General features: G+C 70.8%; 13 protein-coding genes. 8 read left to right on the top strand and 5 right to left on the bottom strand.

Annotation, left to right across the window (positions count from 1 at the left end):
- Positions 1-224: 224 nt before the first annotated feature.
- The gene (locus tag ACGFW5_RS33440) at positions 225-1,016 is read right to left on the bottom strand and encodes a hypothetical protein (protein ID WP_393838092.1); all 792 of its coding nucleotides are present in this window, start codon (positions 1,014-1,016) and stop codon (positions 225-227) included.
- Between the two features lie 54 nt (positions 1,017-1,070).
- Between ACGFW5_RS33440 and ACGFW5_RS33445 the strand changes: the two genes are divergently transcribed.
- Positions 1,071-1,283: a hypothetical protein gene (locus tag ACGFW5_RS33445; protein WP_393838093.1), complete on the top strand. Its 213-nt coding sequence runs from the start codon at positions 1,071-1,073 to the stop codon at positions 1,281-1,283.
- 338 nt (positions 1,284-1,621) lie between these two features.
- Positions 1,622-3,190 carry an FAD-binding oxidoreductase gene (locus ACGFW5_RS33450; RefSeq protein WP_393838094.1) on the top strand — a complete coding sequence of 523 codons (1,569 nt, stop codon included), beginning with the start codon at positions 1,622-1,624 and terminating at the stop codon, positions 3,188-3,190.
- 75 nt (positions 3,191-3,265) lie between these two features.
- On the opposite strand, the gene ACGFW5_RS33455 is transcribed toward ACGFW5_RS33450, so the two are convergent.
- From ACGFW5_RS33455 to ACGFW5_RS33465, 3 genes are all read right to left on the bottom strand, one after another.
- Positions 3,266-3,970, bottom strand: a complete 705-nt coding sequence (locus tag ACGFW5_RS33455) for a phosphatase PAP2 family protein (RefSeq protein WP_393838095.1) — start codon at positions 3,968-3,970, stop codon at positions 3,266-3,268.
- A 202-nt stretch (positions 3,971-4,172) separates the two neighbouring features.
- Positions 4,173-5,165, bottom strand: a complete 993-nt coding sequence (locus ACGFW5_RS33460) for an NlpC/P60 family protein (protein WP_393838104.1) — start codon at positions 5,163-5,165, stop codon at positions 4,173-4,175.
- Between the two features lie 133 nt (positions 5,166-5,298).
- Positions 5,299-6,186: a trypsin-like serine peptidase gene (locus ACGFW5_RS33465; protein WP_393838096.1), complete on the bottom strand. Its 888-nt coding sequence runs from the start codon at positions 6,184-6,186 to the stop codon at positions 5,299-5,301.
- Positions 6,187-6,602: 416 nt separating this feature from the next.
- Here ACGFW5_RS33465 and ACGFW5_RS33470 point away from each other — a divergent pair, with 416 nt between their 5' ends.
- The 6 genes from ACGFW5_RS33470 to ACGFW5_RS33495 all read left to right on the top strand — a co-directional run bounded on the left by ACGFW5_RS33470 (position 6,603) and on the right by ACGFW5_RS33495 (position 14,003).
- Positions 6,603-6,911 (top strand): hypothetical protein, encoded by a 309-nt coding sequence (locus ACGFW5_RS33470; RefSeq protein WP_053729027.1) that lies wholly within the window; start codon positions 6,603-6,605, stop codon positions 6,909-6,911.
- Positions 6,912-7,086: 175 nt separating this feature from the next.
- Positions 7,087-7,950: a hypothetical protein gene (locus tag ACGFW5_RS33475; protein ID WP_393838097.1), complete on the top strand. Its 864-nt coding sequence runs from the start codon at positions 7,087-7,089 to the stop codon at positions 7,948-7,950.
- Positions 7,940-9,325, top strand: a complete 1,386-nt coding sequence (locus tag ACGFW5_RS33480; protein WP_393838098.1) for a hypothetical protein — start codon at positions 7,940-7,942, stop codon at positions 9,323-9,325. The genes ACGFW5_RS33475 and ACGFW5_RS33480 overlap by 11 nt, the downstream gene beginning before the upstream one ends.
- Positions 9,322-10,869: an SCO6880 family protein gene (locus ACGFW5_RS33485; RefSeq protein WP_393838099.1), complete on the top strand. Its 1,548-nt coding sequence runs from the start codon at positions 9,322-9,324 to the stop codon at positions 10,867-10,869. The genes ACGFW5_RS33480 and ACGFW5_RS33485 overlap by 4 nt, the downstream gene beginning before the upstream one ends.
- Positions 10,870-10,888: 19 nt before the next feature.
- On the top strand, positions 10,889-12,316 hold the full coding sequence (locus tag ACGFW5_RS33490; RefSeq protein ID WP_393838100.1) for an ATP-binding protein: 1,428 nt from the start codon (positions 10,889-10,891) through the stop codon (positions 12,314-12,316).
- Position 12,317: 1 nt separating this feature from the next.
- A complete protein-coding gene (locus ACGFW5_RS33495) occupies positions 12,318-14,003 on the top strand; it encodes a type VI secretion protein (protein WP_393838101.1) in 1,686 nt (561 codons plus the stop codon).
- Between the two features lie 15 nt (positions 14,004-14,018).
- Here the strand turns inward: ACGFW5_RS33495 and ACGFW5_RS33500 are convergent, their stop codons facing one another.
- Positions 14,019-14,570 carry a GNAT family N-acetyltransferase gene (locus ACGFW5_RS33500; RefSeq protein ID WP_393838102.1) on the bottom strand — a complete coding sequence of 184 codons (552 nt, stop codon included), beginning with the start codon at positions 14,568-14,570 and terminating at the stop codon, positions 14,019-14,021.
- Positions 14,571-14,754 lie beyond the last annotated feature (184 nt).

The raw sequence follows: 14,754 nt of genomic DNA on the forward strand, positions 1-14,754 counted from the left end.
TTGACCGGTCGCTCCCGCGGCCGCTTCCGCGCCGCTTGCGCGGTCACTTGCTCAACCGCCGTTCGGTCGCTTGCCGTTCGTCTGCCCGGTCGTCCGATCGCCGCCTTCCGTCCCGCACGGCGTCGTCCGCTTCCCAGCGTAGGGAGAGAGGCACGCACCGCGCATGGCACGGACGGACCATTTCCGCCACCACAGCCCCACCTGAGGGGGCCATTTCTGGCTGATTACGGCTGGATCTTCCCGTCGAAGATGTCCCGCGCCGCCGGAAGACGTACTTCCGCGGTCACACCGAACCCGTACAACAGCGTCGTCGATGCAACCGCGACGGGTCGCCCCCGGTTGACGTAGCTGAACTGGTGACGCACCTTGCACAGGCGTCCCGCCGCGTCGAGGTACGCGTCGAAGGGCACCGCCCCCTTGGAGAACCCTTTCGCCACCTTCGCCGGCAGCTCGGCACTTCCCCGGTAGTGCCGCACCTTCACCCCGGCAAGCTCTTCGTCGCCGACGTACGTCACGTTCTGGGCGGCGCGCAGGAGTTCGGCGGCCGTGTACGGGTCGGTGGCGCCGCCCGTGACCAGGTTGCCGTCGGCGAGCGAGGCGGTGTCGACCCGGACCCACTTGTCGGCGGGCACCCCCGCGCCCCGGTTCTTCATGTAGAGCGCGCCCGGCGCGAGGAGTTCGGTGATCGGCCTGCGCTCGTCCACCCCTACGGCGTCCTGGGGCAGGAGCACCGTCAACTGGCCGGTCCTGTGCCGGAAGTCGTACGCCCCCGCGCCGCGGATCGTCACGCGGGTGCCCCCGGTGGCCATCTCCATGGAGGTCGTGACCTGCGAACTGCCCGCCGCCACCAGCCGGTCGGCGGCCGTCCGCACCAGCGCCGCCGGATCGGCGGGAGGGCCGCTCGTGATCTCCGCGCTGTTCGCACCGCACCCGGCGACGGTCGCGAGCACTCCGCCGACCACCGCGGCGGCCACCATCGCGCCCGCTCGCCCGGCTCCGTTCCGCTGCACCACCATCGCCGCCAAACCCCCAACGCCCACTGGCCTAGCCCACACCTCCTAACGACCGCGGTGGGGCCACCGTCACGCCCGCAGTACGGTGGTGCGGTGCCTCACCAGACCGCCGTCACTGAGCGCGGCAGCTTCGCGATCGCCCGCTGCTCCTGTGGTTGGGCCGGGCCGGCACGGCGCAGTCGCGACAGGGCTCGCGCGGATGCCGACGTCCATGTCGGCGGCCTGCCCCTCGCCGCGCCGGGCCTGCCCGACGGGCCCGCGGGCGCCTGACCCCGTCGCCGGCTGCGGGCCGTGGTCGCTTCTTGCGCAGTTCCCCGCGCCCCTGGATGGGCCGGCTTTCGACTGCGGGCCGTGGTCGCTTCTCGCGCAGTTCCCCGCGCCCCTCAACCCCGCCGTCACCCGCAGGTCGTGCGTGGTCGCTCGCGCCGTTCCCCGCGCCCCTGATAGACCCGCCTCCAACTGCGGGCCATGGTCGCTTCTCGCGCAGTTCCCCGCGCCCCCTAACAGACCCGCCGCCCAGCCCACCGCAGGTCGTCGTGGGGTGGTTCGGGGTGGGGTGGGGTGGGGAAGGAGCCTGCGCAGCGCCCCACACGCCCCCGGGAGCCCCCATGCGCCGCCGCACCCTCCTGACCGCCGCCACCGGTACCGCCGTGACCGCCCTCGCTGCCTGCGGCAGCACCACGCAGCCCGGGCCCACGCCGGCCCGTACGGCGACGAACCGTACGCCCGCATCAAGCTCGCCGACGCCGACGTCGGCTCCCGCGGACTGGGGCGCCCTCGCCCGCTCCCTCGAAGGCAAGCTCGTGCGTCCCGGTGACGCCGACTACGCCGCGGCCCGCCAGCTCTACAACACCCGCTTCGACAGCCAGAAGCCGGACGCCGTCGCGTACGTGGCGCACGAGGCGGACGTACAGGAGTGCCTGGCCTACGCCCGTGCCCACCGCACCCCGATCGCCGTGCGCAGCGGGGGCCACGACTACGCGGGGTGGTCGTCGGGGACCGGGCGTCTCGTCATCGACGTGTCGCGGCTGAACTCCGTGTCGTCCGACGGCACCGTCGGCGCGGGCGCCCGGCTCCTCGACGTCTACACCGGTCTCGGCAAGAGCGGCCGCACGATACCCGGCGGCTCCTGCCCCACCGTCGCCGTCTCGGGCCTGACACTGGGCGGCGGACACGGCGTAACGGCCCGCGCGTACGGGCTGACCTGCGACAACGTGACCTCGGTCGGTCTCGTCACCGCCGATGGCCGGAAACTGACGGCGGACGCGAAGCAGAACCCGGACCTCCTCTGGGCCCTGCGCGGCGCGGGCAACGGCATGTTCGGCGTCGTCACCGGCTTCACCTTCCGTACGCACGACGCGCCGCAGGGCGTGACCGCCTATCTGACCTGGCCCTGGCGGCAGGCGCAGGCGGTGCTCGGCGCCTGGCAGGAGTGGGGCCCCGACCAGGCCGACGAGATCTGGTCGGCCGCCCATGTGGCGGGCGCGGTCGGCGGGGGCGACCCGACGGTCACCATCGCCGCGTTCTCGATCGGTTCGTACGGCGATCTCCAGAACGCCCTCGACCGCCTCGCCGACCGCGCCGGCGCCCCCGCGGCCTCGGTCTCCCTGCACCGCACCGGTTTCCAGGACGCGATGCTCCTGTACGCGGGGTGCTCCACGTACAACCAGGCCCAGTGCCATCTGCCCGGCAGGACCCCGGGCCGCGCCCCGCAGGGGGTGCTCCAGCGCGAGACGTACGCGGCGAAGTCCGACTTCTACACCAAGGCGCTGCCCCAGGCAGGTATACGCCAACTCCTCACCAGCGCCCAGGAGTTCACCCGGATCGCGCCCGCCGACAACGGGGGCGCCGGCACCATCGTGCTCACCGCGCTCGGCGGCGCGATCAACCGGGTCGCCCCGGACGCCACCGCGTTCGTACACCGCACCTCGCGCGTGCTCGCCCAGTACATCGCCTCCTGGCGGCCCGGCACGTCCGGTACGACACAGCAGTCCTGGCTGACGCGCACGCACACCGCGATGCGCCCGTACGCCTCGGGCGCCGCCTACCAGAACTATCCGGACCCCGCGCTCACCGACTGGCGCACGGCCTACTACGGCAGCGCCGCACCGCGCCTGGCCCGGCTCAAGAAGCAGTACGACCCGGCCAGGCTCTTCGACTTCCCCCAGGCGCTCTGACGGGCCCCGGCCCCGTCCGACGGCGCGTCAGGCCGTGAGAGGACCAAGCCGCGAGAGGACCAGGCCGTGAGAGCGTCAGGCCGCGAGGCCGCGCTCTTCGGCTCCCGACCGCTCGACGGCGCCGCCGGGCGCGGACGGAACCACCGTCAGCGCTCTGCGCGAGTGCACGAGCAGGCCGAGCCGCCGCGACCGGGCCACGGCCGCGACCACCGGGGTCAGCAGCAGTTGGGCGAGCGGGGCGAGAAGCAGGGTGACGGCGGTGCCGAGCGCGAAGCCGCCCACGACGTCGGTCGGGTAGTGGACGCCCATGTAGACCCGGCAGAACCCTTCGAGCAGGGCGAGCCCGAGCGCGATCAGGCCGAACTTCCGGTTGGCCACGAAGAGCCCGGCGCCGATCGCCATGGCGAGGGTGGCGTGGTCGCTGACGAACGAGAAGTCGGTCTTGCCCGCGACCAGGACGTCGAGCCCCTTGTGGTCGAGGAAGGGCCGCGGCCGGTGCACGAAGTCGCGGATGGGGATGTTGACGAGGACGGCGATGGAGGCGGCCAGCGGCGCCCAGACGATCCCGGCGACGGAGACGACCGCCGACTGCCGGTCCTCGGCGCGCCGCACGCTCCACCAGCACCACAGCACGACAAGCACGAGACCGAGCAGGATCCCGTACTCCCCGACGAACGCCATGACATGGTCGAGCCAGGACGGGGCGTCCTTGGCCAGGCCGTTGATGTCGTAGAGCAGGCCGACGTCGGGATTCGCTCCGTCGAATGCGAGTCCAGCCATGCCGCGGCCCCTTGCCTTGATCCGTCCTGCTACCAACCCCCGTGGTCAGTACGTACACCAGTCACTGTCCAGGGAACGCCCTTCACGGCCGCCGCGTTCCACTCTCCACTGAATGATCACCTCGACGTTATCGAAGAGAGATTCATCGTCGCAGCTCAGGGCCTTGGCTTCACGGTGAGTTCAAGCCACCGCAGCGCCTGGTTCAGGCCCCCGGTTTAAAGGTGGGCAGCGCGGCGGCGCCGTCCTTGGTGACCCGGGTCGCGCCGAAGTAGTCCGGCGCGTCGATCTTGTCGAACCGGATGACGGCGCCGGTGTAGGGCGCGTTGATCATGTACCCGCCACCCACGTAGAGGCCCACGTGGTGAATGGCCCGCGAGTTGGTGAGGTCGGTCGAGAAGAACACCAGGTCGCCGGGGAGCAGCTCGCCCCGCGCGGGGTGCGGGCCGGCGTTGTACTGGTCGTTGGCCACGCGCGGCAGCGTGATCCCGACGCTCTGGTACGCCGCCTGCGTCAGCCCCGAGCAGTCGAACCGGCCCCCCTGCTCGGCCGTCCCCTCCCCGCCCCAGAGGTAGGGGGTCCCGAGCTTCTGCTGCGCGTAGTAGATGGCCCCGGCCGCCTGCTGCGAGGGCTGCACCCGGCCCACGGGGGCGGCGAAACTCTTCTCCAGGGAGCGGATGGTCTTCACATAGCCCTGGGTCTCCGCATAGGGCGGGACACCCTTGTACGTGATGACGGCGTACGCCCCGGCGTTGTACGCGGCGAGCATGTTGTCACTCGCGTCCCCGGGCACGTCCTTGACATATTTGGCCAATTCACAGTCGTACGAGGCGGCTGACGGAATGGCATCGGCCGGGTCCCAGATGTCCCGTTTGCCGTCGCCGTTGCCGTCGATGCCGTGCGTCGCCCATGTCGCGGGCATGAACTGGGCGATGCCCTGCGCATTGACCGGGCTGACGGCGCTGGTCTTCCAGCCGCTCTCCGAGTAGAGCTGCGCCGCGAGCATCGCGGGATTGAGACTGGGACAGTAACTGCCCCACTTCTGCACGAGCGGCTGGTAGAGCGCCGGAACCGCGCCCTTGGCCAGTCCGACCGTGCTGCCCGCGGCGGAGGCGAGGCCCGCGGCGGCCGAGTACGTGCCGACAACGAGCAGCGCGATGAAGCTCAGGCACACCCCGAACCCGATCCCGCCGACCATCCAGACTCTGCGCACCCCCCAACCCTCCCCCATCGAGGCCCGGTTCACCGCCCATTCGACCGCACTCGTGTCGGAACATCGCTCATTCAGCCACGGCCTGCCCGGCCCGGCCCCCGGCGGGCAAGGTGACCGGTCAGGGCAACAGGCAGGCGCAGACCACGGCCTGAGCCCTCAACACCTGGGCGGGATCGACGGAAGGCGCGGCGTCGCTCCCCGCCCCGGCCGCACTCGCCGCCGGGGCGGGCGCGCCCGCCGCCTCCGCGAGTTCGTACAGCGACTTGGTGACCGTCCCGAAGACGACGCTGTACGAGACGTCGGGGTCGTCGCCGCCGAACTGGTACCCGCCGATCACCCCCGCGACCGCCCCGCCCGCGACCACCCACGGGCTGCCGCTGGTGCCGCCGGGGTAGTCGGGGCAGTCGATGCGCTGCTGGGTGGACCCGTACGCGACCGACGTGTTCGTGCAGACCTGGGGGACCTCGGTGTCCGACGGGTACCCGGTGACGGTCACGGGCCCGCCCGTCGCGCGGCCGGTGAACAGCGGGGCGCCGCCCACCACGTCCTCGACCTGCTTGCCGCCGTCCGAGCCAGGACCGAGCACCGCGAAGGCGACGTCGCTGTCCTGGTCGCCGTCCTCGTTCCAGCTGTCGTCGGCGAAGACGGACTCCACCGGCCACGTCCCGTACGGCGCCGAACCGTCCCGGTAGGCCGGCGCGAACACCGTCCCGCCGCCCTGCGAATCGTCCGTGGAAAGGCAGTGCGCGGCCGTCACGATGAGGTCGCGGCCCGGACTGTGCACCACGGACGCGGTGCAGTAGTGCCCCCCGTCCAGGTCCTCCTTGAACAGGGCCCCCACCCGGGCGTCGGCCGCCGTCGCGGGCGCCGTCGTGGTCAGGTTCCTCGCCGCCGTGTCGTGGTCGCCGTACGTCGGCATGACCAGGAGGACGGCCGCCGCCGACAGGGCGCTGAACCTGCCGCGCCTGAACGCGAGCTTCGTCCCAAAGATGCCAGTGCGCTTCATGCCTGCGGCTCCTGGTGGTCGGCGGCCGTGCTTGCTGACTGCGAACACTGTGACTCTCGCGGGCCCGGCTGAGAACGACCATGAAGCTTTTCTTAGAAGTTTCTATGAAGCGGCCCCGCCGCCTCGGCCCCACCACTGACCAGCCACGTCGTGCGCCGACACGACAAACGGCCCAAGGGTGTAACAACGACAGTCATTGCCCGGAGTCACCCTGCGTGATACACAGAGTGACCATACGCGTTTCCGCATACACCGGTTCACCGCAGGTCAGGGCGGTGCGACCGGCACTGCCGTGCGGGGCGGGTAAAGAGGGGGCGTGAAGGCGTCCCACTCCGGCGGTTTCATCAGCGAAGATAGAACCTGACCCATGCCACGGGGCAGGGGCTTCGAACTACCCGACAGGGGCGGTGAGTTACATGTACCTGGCAGCCGGCAAAGGCGACATCACCACCATCATCGGCGGAATCGCCCCCAACTGGGGGCCGTTCGGGACGCTCGGAAACGAGGCCCGCATCATGGTCGAGGTGGTGATGGCGGTAGCCATCCTCCTCTGCCTCGGCATCGCGGTATGGGGAGCGGCCAAACAGCGGATCGGAGCGACGGCGCTGCGCGACACGTTCAGCGCCGAGCAGGGCAAGGGCCTGATCGTGGCCGGCCTGACCGGAGTCTTCATCATCGGGTCACTCGGCACCCTCTTCACCATCGTGTACGGAATGGCCGTCTGACCTCCAGTCAGGCCCGGCCGCTGTCCCTTCCGTCCCCCTCACACCATCCATCCGTCGTGCCCACCGGCAGAGGTTGCGTCCCCCTGATGTCGAGTCATTACACCGCGCCCGCGCGGGAACCAGCACGGCTACCGTCGTATGACGTGGAACCGCACACGGTCGAGGGGGCGCAGGCATGAGTTTCGACGACGAGCCGGGCCACGGCGGGGGCGATTCGGGCCCCGCCGACGACCGCTTCAGCACGCTCGGAGGCACCCGCCAGACCCGTACCCGCCTCCCCGAAACCGCGGGCGACGCCCACGGCGGCCCCCGCCGGCCCCCTCGGACCTCGCGGTCCCTGGTGATGGTGGTCGGCGTCGTGGTCCTGCTGATCGCGGCGATCGCCTTCGCGAACCGGGGCGGCGACGACGGGGGAGGCTCCCCCGACAACGCGTCCAAGCCCGGCGCGGGCCGGTCCACAGCGGCCACCGGCACGAAGCCGGTCCCCGGCAAGCAGGCCGGAATCGCCTCGGGCTTCGCTCAGAGCGAGCAGGGGGTGCAGTCGGCTGCGGCGAATTACGCGGTGGCGCTGGGGTCCACGGGCATGTTCAACAAGGACACTCGGCATCAGATCGACGACTCCGTATACACGGCCACGACTGCCGCCAAGCTGAAGGGCCCGCAGGACAACGCGTACTCGGCGGACTTCCTGAAGAAGCTGGGTCTGGACGCCGAGGGCCGGACCCCACCAGGCAATACGTTCGTCTCCCGCACGATCCCCGTCGGTACCAGAGTCCTGGACTACCACCCGGACCACGCGAAGGTTTCTGTCTGGTACACCGGCCTCATCGGTATGTCCGGGCCCGGCTCGACCGATCCGGTGCGTACGGCGTGGAAGACGTGGACCTTCGAACTCCAATGGTCCGACAACGACTGGAAGATCACCGACGACAACCAGACGGACGGTCCGGCGCCCGTCCCTGGGGACATCGCGGCTTCCAGCGCCGATGACATCAGCAAGGCCGTCGAGGAGTACGGAGGCTTCACCTATGCCCGGTAAGCCACTCCGTCGGCCTCTCTCGATCGCTGCCGCGTTCACCGCGGTCCAGACGTCGGCCATCCTGCTCGCGAGCCGGGCGTACGCCGCCCCGTCGCCTACGCCGAGCGGGTCGCCGGGTGCGAGCCCAAGCCCGAGCCCGAGCAACGACCCCTGTGACCTCCTGATCGGGCCGGCCAAGCAGTACTGCACCAGCGGCTCCGGCACGAGCAAAGGCGGCGGCAACACCGTGGGCCCCGCCGACCCCGCCGACCCCCTCACCTCCCTGGCCAAGGGCTGCGCCGACGCCGCCGCCTGGATCGTCGGCAAGCTCTCCGACGCGGTGAAGTCCACCGCGACCGTGGACTTCACCAACCCCAGCTTCCGCACCCAGTACGCCGTCGTCTTCGCCGCCGCCACCTTCCTCACCCTCGTCCTGTGGCTCCTGGCCGTCGCCAAGCGCGCCATCCGCGGCGTGCCGCTGTCCACCGCCATCTCGGAGGCCGTCGGGTTCCTCTGGCTCACCGTGCTCGCCTCCGCGTTCACCCCGCTGATCCTCTACACCGTCGTATCGGCGACGGACGCCGTCACCGAGGCGATCGCGAACGCGACCGGCAACCAGTCGGACGTCTTCTTCGGGTCGTTCTCGACCGCGCTCAAGAAGGGCACGGACATCGGCGGCGGCCCGATCATGCTGATCGTCGTCGCCCTCGTGTCGATCCTCGCCGCAGGCATCCTCTTCCTCGAACTGGTCATCCGCGCCGCCCTGTTGTACGTCGGCGCGCTGCTCGGCACCGTCGTGTACGCGGGGCTCGTCGACAAGAACATGTGGGGCCATGTGCGCCGCTGGGCCGGCATCATGATCGCCGTGATCATGGTGAAACCGGTCATCGTGATCGTGCTCGGGCTCGCCGGCGCGCTCTCCTCCGGCAAGGGACCCGACTCGTTCTCGGCCGTCGTGTCCGGCCTCGCCATCATCCTGCTCGCCATCTTCGCCTCCGCGATGATCTACCGCTTCGTCCCCGGCTTCGGTGACGAGATCGCCTCCGCCCGCACCAACCGCAAGCAGGCCACCGACGGCTCCCAGGCCGCCGCCCTGGTCTCCTCGCCCGCCGCCCTGGTCTCGCAGGGCATCAAGACCCACAGCAGCCGGGGCAACCAGGGAGGCGGAGGAGGCGGCGCCGCCCAGGCCCGCCCCGCCAACCCCCTGTCCGGTGGCGTGGCCGCCCACAGCAGCCGGGGCTCCGGCTCCGGCGGCGGAGTCGGCGGCGGAACTGTCCCCTCCGCCGCACCTCCGCCACGCAGCGGCAACGGACCCACATCCGGCACGCCGCACACCCACCGCCGCAATTCCGGCGGGCCCGCAGGTAACAAGAGCACTGGAGGTGGAGGGCGTTGACGACCCAGTCCCAGCCGGTCACGCCCCGCCGTACGTATCTGATCGGCCGCGCCCGGCCGTCGGCCGTCGTCGGCAAGAACCGCGAGACCGGCGAGATCGCCCTGATCATCGGCGGCGCGTTCCTCGGCATGATGTGCGGGCTGCTCGTCCCCGTCCTGTCCCTGCGGATCGTGCTCCTGATGGGCTTCCCGTTCCTGGCCCTCGCCGCGGTGTACCTGCCGTACAAGCACCGGACGTTCTACAAGTGGTTCGAAATCAACCGCAGTTACAAGCGCTCGCTGCGCCGCGGCACCGCCTACCGCTCGGGTTCGGCAGAGGCGGGCGTACGCCTCGACGGGCGTGAGGTGGAGGTCGGCCCGCCGCCCGGCATCGGCCACATCACCTGGCTCGCCGCCCCCTTCGGCCCGGACGAGATCGCCGTCCTGCTGCACGCCGACCGGCGTACGGTGACCGCCGCCATCGAGATCGAGGGCCCCGGCGTCGGCCTGCGCGACAGCGAGGACCAGGAGGCCCTGGTCGACCGCTTCGGCACGCTGCTCAAGCACGTGGCCAACGGCGACGGCTTCGTGACGCGCCTCCAGATGCTGGCCCGCACCCTGCCCGCCGACCCCGACGCGCACGCCAAGGACGTCGCCCAACGCGGCGACACCAAGGCCCCCGGCTGGCTCCAGGAGTCCTACGAACAGCTCCAGTCCATGGTGTCCACCTCCAGCGAGCAGCACCGCGCCTACCTCGTCGCATGCATGCAGTACAGCCGCGAACTCGCAGCCGAAGCCAACGCGATGGCCCGCGCGGCCAACCCGCACGGCCGCAAACTCGACCGCGACGCCGGCCTCGCCGTCGTCATGGCGCGCGAACTGACCGACATCTGCGCCCGGTTGGCGGAGGCCGACATCCGCGTACGCCAGCCGCTCGGCCAGAGCCGCCTGGCCTCACTCGTCCACTCCATGTACGACCCCGACCACCCCATCGACCACATCCAGGCCATGACCAAGCGCAACGCCTGGCCCGCCGAGCTCGACGCCATGGAGCCCACCTTCCTCCAGGCCAAGACCCGCGAGTCCTCCACCCGGGCGCCCTGGTGCCACGCCACGGCGTGGGTCAAGGAGTGGCCGATGACCCCGGTCGGCGTCAACTTCCTCGCCCCGCTGCTCGTCCACACCCCGGACGTGATCCGTACGGTCGCCGTCTGCATGGACCTGGAACCCACCGAAGTCGCGATCGAGCGCATGCTCACGGAGAAGACCAACGACGAGGCGGAAGCCTCCCGCGCCGCCAAGATGAACCGCACCGTCGACCCCCGCGACATCGCCGCCCACGGCCGCCTCGACCAGCGCGGCGAGGACCTGGCGAGCGGCGCCGCCGGCGTCAACCTGGTCGGCTACATCACGGTGTCCTCGCGTTCACCTGAGGCCCTGGCCCGCGACAAGCGGACCATCAGAGCCTCCGCGGGCAAGTCGTACCTGAAGCTGGAGTGGTGCGACCGCGAGCACCACCGGGCCTTCGTCAACACCTTGCCGTTCGCGACCGGCATCCGCCGCTAGTTGAGAGGCAGTACCCGCCATGCGAGATCCGCTGTCTCTCGTCTCCGACGCCTTCACCGCCCTGCTGTTCGGCAAGGTGGAAACCACCCGGCTGCCCGTCCGCACCTCCACGGGCCAGGCCCAGGCCGTCTACCTGCCGACCGCCGCCCCCGGCCTCGGCGACTCCGGCGTGATCATCGGGCGCGAGGTGTACAGCGGCAAGGGCTACATCTACGACCCCTTCCAGCTGTACGGACAGCAGCTCCCGGCCCCGCACTGGCTGGTACTCGGCGAGTCCGGCAACGGCAAGTCGGCCCTGGAGAAGACGTACGTCCTGCGGCAGTTGAGGTTCCGCGACCGGCAGGTGGTCGTCCTCGACGCCCAGGGTGAGGACGGCGTCGGCGAATGGAACCTCATCGCGCGCGAGCTGGGGATAACTCCCATCCGGCTCGACCCGATGACCGCGATGGACGACGGCATCCGGCTCAACCCCCTGGACCCGGCGATCACCACCACCGGCCAACTTGCCCTGCTCCGCACCATCATCGAAGTCGCGATGGGGCACGGCCTGGACGAACGGTCGGGCTTCGCCCTCAAGGTGGCGCACGCCTACGTCAACGCGACGATCACGGACCGCCAGCCCGTCCTCACCGACATCGTGGAACAGCTGCGCCACCCCGAGGCCGAGTCCGCCGAGGCGATGAACGTCGACATAGACGACGTACGGGCCTGGGGCCTGGACGTCGCCCTGGTCCTGGACCGCCTGGTCGACGGTGACCTGCGCGGCATGTTCGACGGCCCGACCTCGGTCGGCATCGACCTCGACGCGCCCCTGATCGTGTTCGACCTCTCCCACATCGACCGGAACTCGATCGCGATGCCGATCCTGATGGCGATCGTGGGCGTCTGGCTGGAACACACCTGGATCCGCCCCGACCGGAAGAAGCGCATCTTCCTGGTCGAGGAGGCCTGGCACATCATCAACAGCCCGTTCGTGGCGCAGCTCTTCCAGCGTCTCCTGAAGTTCGGCCGCCGGCTCGGCCTGTCCTTCGTCGCGGTCGTCCACCACCTGAGCGACGTGGTCGACGGCGCGGCGGCACGGGAAGCGGCCGCGATCCTGAAAATGGCCTCCACCAGGACGATCTACGCCCAGAAGGCCGACGAGGCGAGGGCCACCGGCCGGGTGCTCGGCCTGCCACGCTGGGCCGTGGAGATCATCCCCACGCTGACCCCCGGCATCGCGGTGTGGGACGTCAACGGCAACGTGCAGGTGGTCAAACACCTGATCACCGAGCGAGAACGCCCCCTGGTCTTCACCGACCGCGCCATGACGGAATCCGCGGCGACCGACGACGTCCTGGCCTCCGAGCTGAACTCCCAGCTCGAATCGGAGACGGAACGCCGGGCGGCACGCAGGGAACAGCATCTGTCCGCCGCCCCCGACTCCTCCGAGTCCACGGTGGCCTGACGTGAGCGGAGCCGGAGCACCGAGAGACACCCAGCGCGGCATCCCGGACTCACTCCTGGTCGGGCTGCTGGCCTTCCTGCTCGGCCTGACCCTCCTGGTGTGGACGGCCACGGGCCTGGGTGGTCTCTTCACCCAGGGTGCGTGGCCGCCGGGCGTATCGTTCACGCACAGCCCGATGGCCCTGCGCGCCCTGGTCACCGCGCCCCACGACCTCCCGGCCGCGTGGCCCGACACCCCGCCCCAGTCCCTTTCGGGCTACGGCCTGTTCTGGGGGCTGCTGATCGGCGAGCTGCTGATCGTGATCGTCCTGACGGTCTTCGCGCTGGGAACGTTCACGCGGTGGAGAGCGGTCCGCGCGCGAACCAGAACCGCGCTCCAGCCAACCGCGGGCCCGGCGACCCACCCCGCAGGAACGGACACCCCCTCAGGCACGCACCCCGCCGGAGCGAGCGCCGCCGAAGGCCGGCCTCCGCACCCCGCTGCGAACGCCCCCACAGGCACGTCTTCCCCCTACCCCGCCGCACCGGGAGCCACTTCAGGTACGCCCCCGCACCCCGCCGCCCCCGGAGAAGACCCGGACCCGCACACCCGGGCCCTCCCGCTCCCGGCGACTGCGCAGCCCGCGCAGCCGGCCGTTCCGCTGTACGAGCAAGCCCCAGGCCACCCGGTGTACGTACCGACCCCCCAACTCCACACCGGGACACGGGAGTCCGCCCAAGACCCGGCAGAGAACATCCCCACCCCCCGCACCGAAGAGCCCACGCCGCGCGTGCTCTTCGGCTCCCCCGATACCAGACGACCGCGGGCCCTCCAGGCCATCCAGGACGCCGAGGGTGCGGCCCTCGTGGTCACATCGGACCCCGTCCTGTGGGCAGAGACGAAGGACGCCCGGGCCAAGCTCGGCCCCGTGCACGTCTACGACCCGACCCACCGCTGCGACACCCCGGCCCGCCTCCACTGGTCCCCCACCGCCGGCTGCGAGGACCCCGACACCGCTGCTGCCCGAGCCGTCGCGCTGCTGGCCCCCGTACGCCCACAGGCCCGCGTGGATGCCGCCATGGCGGACACCGCGGAAACCCTTCTGCGCTGCTGGCTGCACGCAGCCGCCCTGGAGAGCCGCGACGGCAGAGCCACGAAGCAGCTGCACCGCTGGGTCCAGGGCACGGCAGCCCACGAAGCCGTACGCGTCCTGCGCACCCACCCCAAGGCACAGAGCGGCGGCGCGGGGCTCCTGGAATCCGCGCTCACCGGGCACCCCGAACGCCGGGAAATCGCCCAGGAGTTGACGGCCCGAGCCCTCACCTGCCTCTCCTCGATCCACATCCGCGACGCCTGCACACCGAACCGAGCAGATTCGCTCGCTCTGGAATCATTTATGAACGAGGGGGGCACTCTGTATGTGGTGGGGGAAGCGATCGAGGATCCCCGGTCCCATCCCGCCGCGATGCCGTTGCTCACGGCACTCGCCTCAGACGTGGTCGAGCGCGGCCGCCGCATGGCCGAACGGTCATCTGACGGTCGCCTCGACCCACCAATGACGCTCGTCCTGGACGACGTCGCGGCCGTGGCTCCGCTTCCCCGCCTGCCGGAGCTGCTGTCGACCGGTCAGGACCAGGGCCTGAAGACCCTGGTCCTGCTCCGCTCCCCCGAGCAGGCCCGGGCCCGCTGGACCGAAGCCCTGGCGTGAGGGCGTACGGCACGGTCAGGCGCGTACGAGCTCCATCTCCCGGTCCACGCCGCCGGCCTTGTTGTCCAGGGGCGCGGTGAGCCCCGTCGGCACGAAGCCGATCTTGCGGTAGAAGCCCTGGGCCCGCGGGTTGTCCTCGTGGACGTAGAGCCTGACGCGCTCGACGGGCGGCGCGTCCAACGACCAGGCCCAGTCGATGGCGGACGCGAAGAGCCGCTCGGTGAGGCCGATCCCGCGGTGCTCGGCGCGTACGAACACCCCCACCAGGTGCGCCTGGGGGGCGGTGATCTCCACGCCGAAGATGTCCTTCGCCCCGATGTCCTCGACGAGCACGACGACCGTGCCCACCAGCTCTCCGTCCGGCGTCTCGGCGACGAACTGCCGGGCTGCGGTGCCGTGGGAGACACCGGCGGTCCGCTCCTGCCAGAACGAGTCCGGGCGGACGAGGGCCTGCGCCGTGGTCTCAAGGAACGCGACAGGGGCAACCGGGTCGGCCAGCGCGACCAGGCGCAATTCCTTCATCCGCAGCCATTCGTCGGCGCGGACAGGGCGAATCAGATAGTCCATGGGCCCATGCTGACCAGGCCTTTCATCACCCGCAAGGTGTTTTGGGGCACGGCCGGCGGCACCTGGACGCGCCCGCCCATCGACCCCGGAACGCGAAAAAGCCCCGCACCGTGACCGTATTTCTACGATCTGGTGCGGGGCTTTCCCCACAATTTGTTCGGCGGCGTCCTACTCTCCCACAGGG

It is taken from the genome of Streptomyces sp. NPDC048416 (assembly GCF_043200435.1).
GTDB lineage: Bacteria > Actinomycetota > Actinomycetes > Streptomycetales > Streptomycetaceae > Streptomyces.

Excerpts from the sequence above, each read along its gene's own strand:
- ACGFW5_RS33440 (WP_393838092.1), bottom strand. The coding sequence starts at position 1,016 with ATGGTGGTGCAGCGGAACGGAGCCGGGCGAGCGGGCGCGATGGTGGCC.
- ACGFW5_RS33450 (WP_393838094.1), top strand. The coding sequence starts at position 1,622 with ATGCGCCGCCGCACCCTCCTGACCGCCGCCACCGGTACCGCCGTGACC.
- ACGFW5_RS33455 (WP_393838095.1), bottom strand. The coding sequence starts at position 3,970 with ATGGCTGGACTCGCATTCGACGGAGCGAATCCCGACGTCGGCCTGCTC.
- ACGFW5_RS33460 (WP_393838104.1), bottom strand. The coding sequence starts at position 5,165 with ATGGTCGGCGGGATCGGGTTCGGGGTGTGCCTGAGCTTCATCGCGCTG.
- ACGFW5_RS33465 (WP_393838096.1), bottom strand. The coding sequence starts at position 6,186 with ATGAAGCGCACTGGCATCTTTGGGACGAAGCTCGCGTTCAGGCGCGGC.
- ACGFW5_RS33470 (WP_053729027.1), top strand. The coding sequence starts at position 6,603 with ATGTACCTGGCAGCCGGCAAAGGCGACATCACCACCATCATCGGCGGA.
- ACGFW5_RS33475 (WP_393838097.1), top strand. The coding sequence starts at position 7,087 with ATGAGTTTCGACGACGAGCCGGGCCACGGCGGGGGCGATTCGGGCCCC.
- ACGFW5_RS33480 (WP_393838098.1), top strand. The coding sequence starts at position 7,940 with ATGCCCGGTAAGCCACTCCGTCGGCCTCTCTCGATCGCTGCCGCGTTC.
- ACGFW5_RS33490 (WP_393838100.1), top strand. The coding sequence starts at position 10,889 with ATGCGAGATCCGCTGTCTCTCGTCTCCGACGCCTTCACCGCCCTGCTG.
- ACGFW5_RS33500 (WP_393838102.1), bottom strand. The coding sequence starts at position 14,570 with ATGGACTATCTGATTCGCCCTGTCCGCGCCGACGAATGGCTGCGGATG.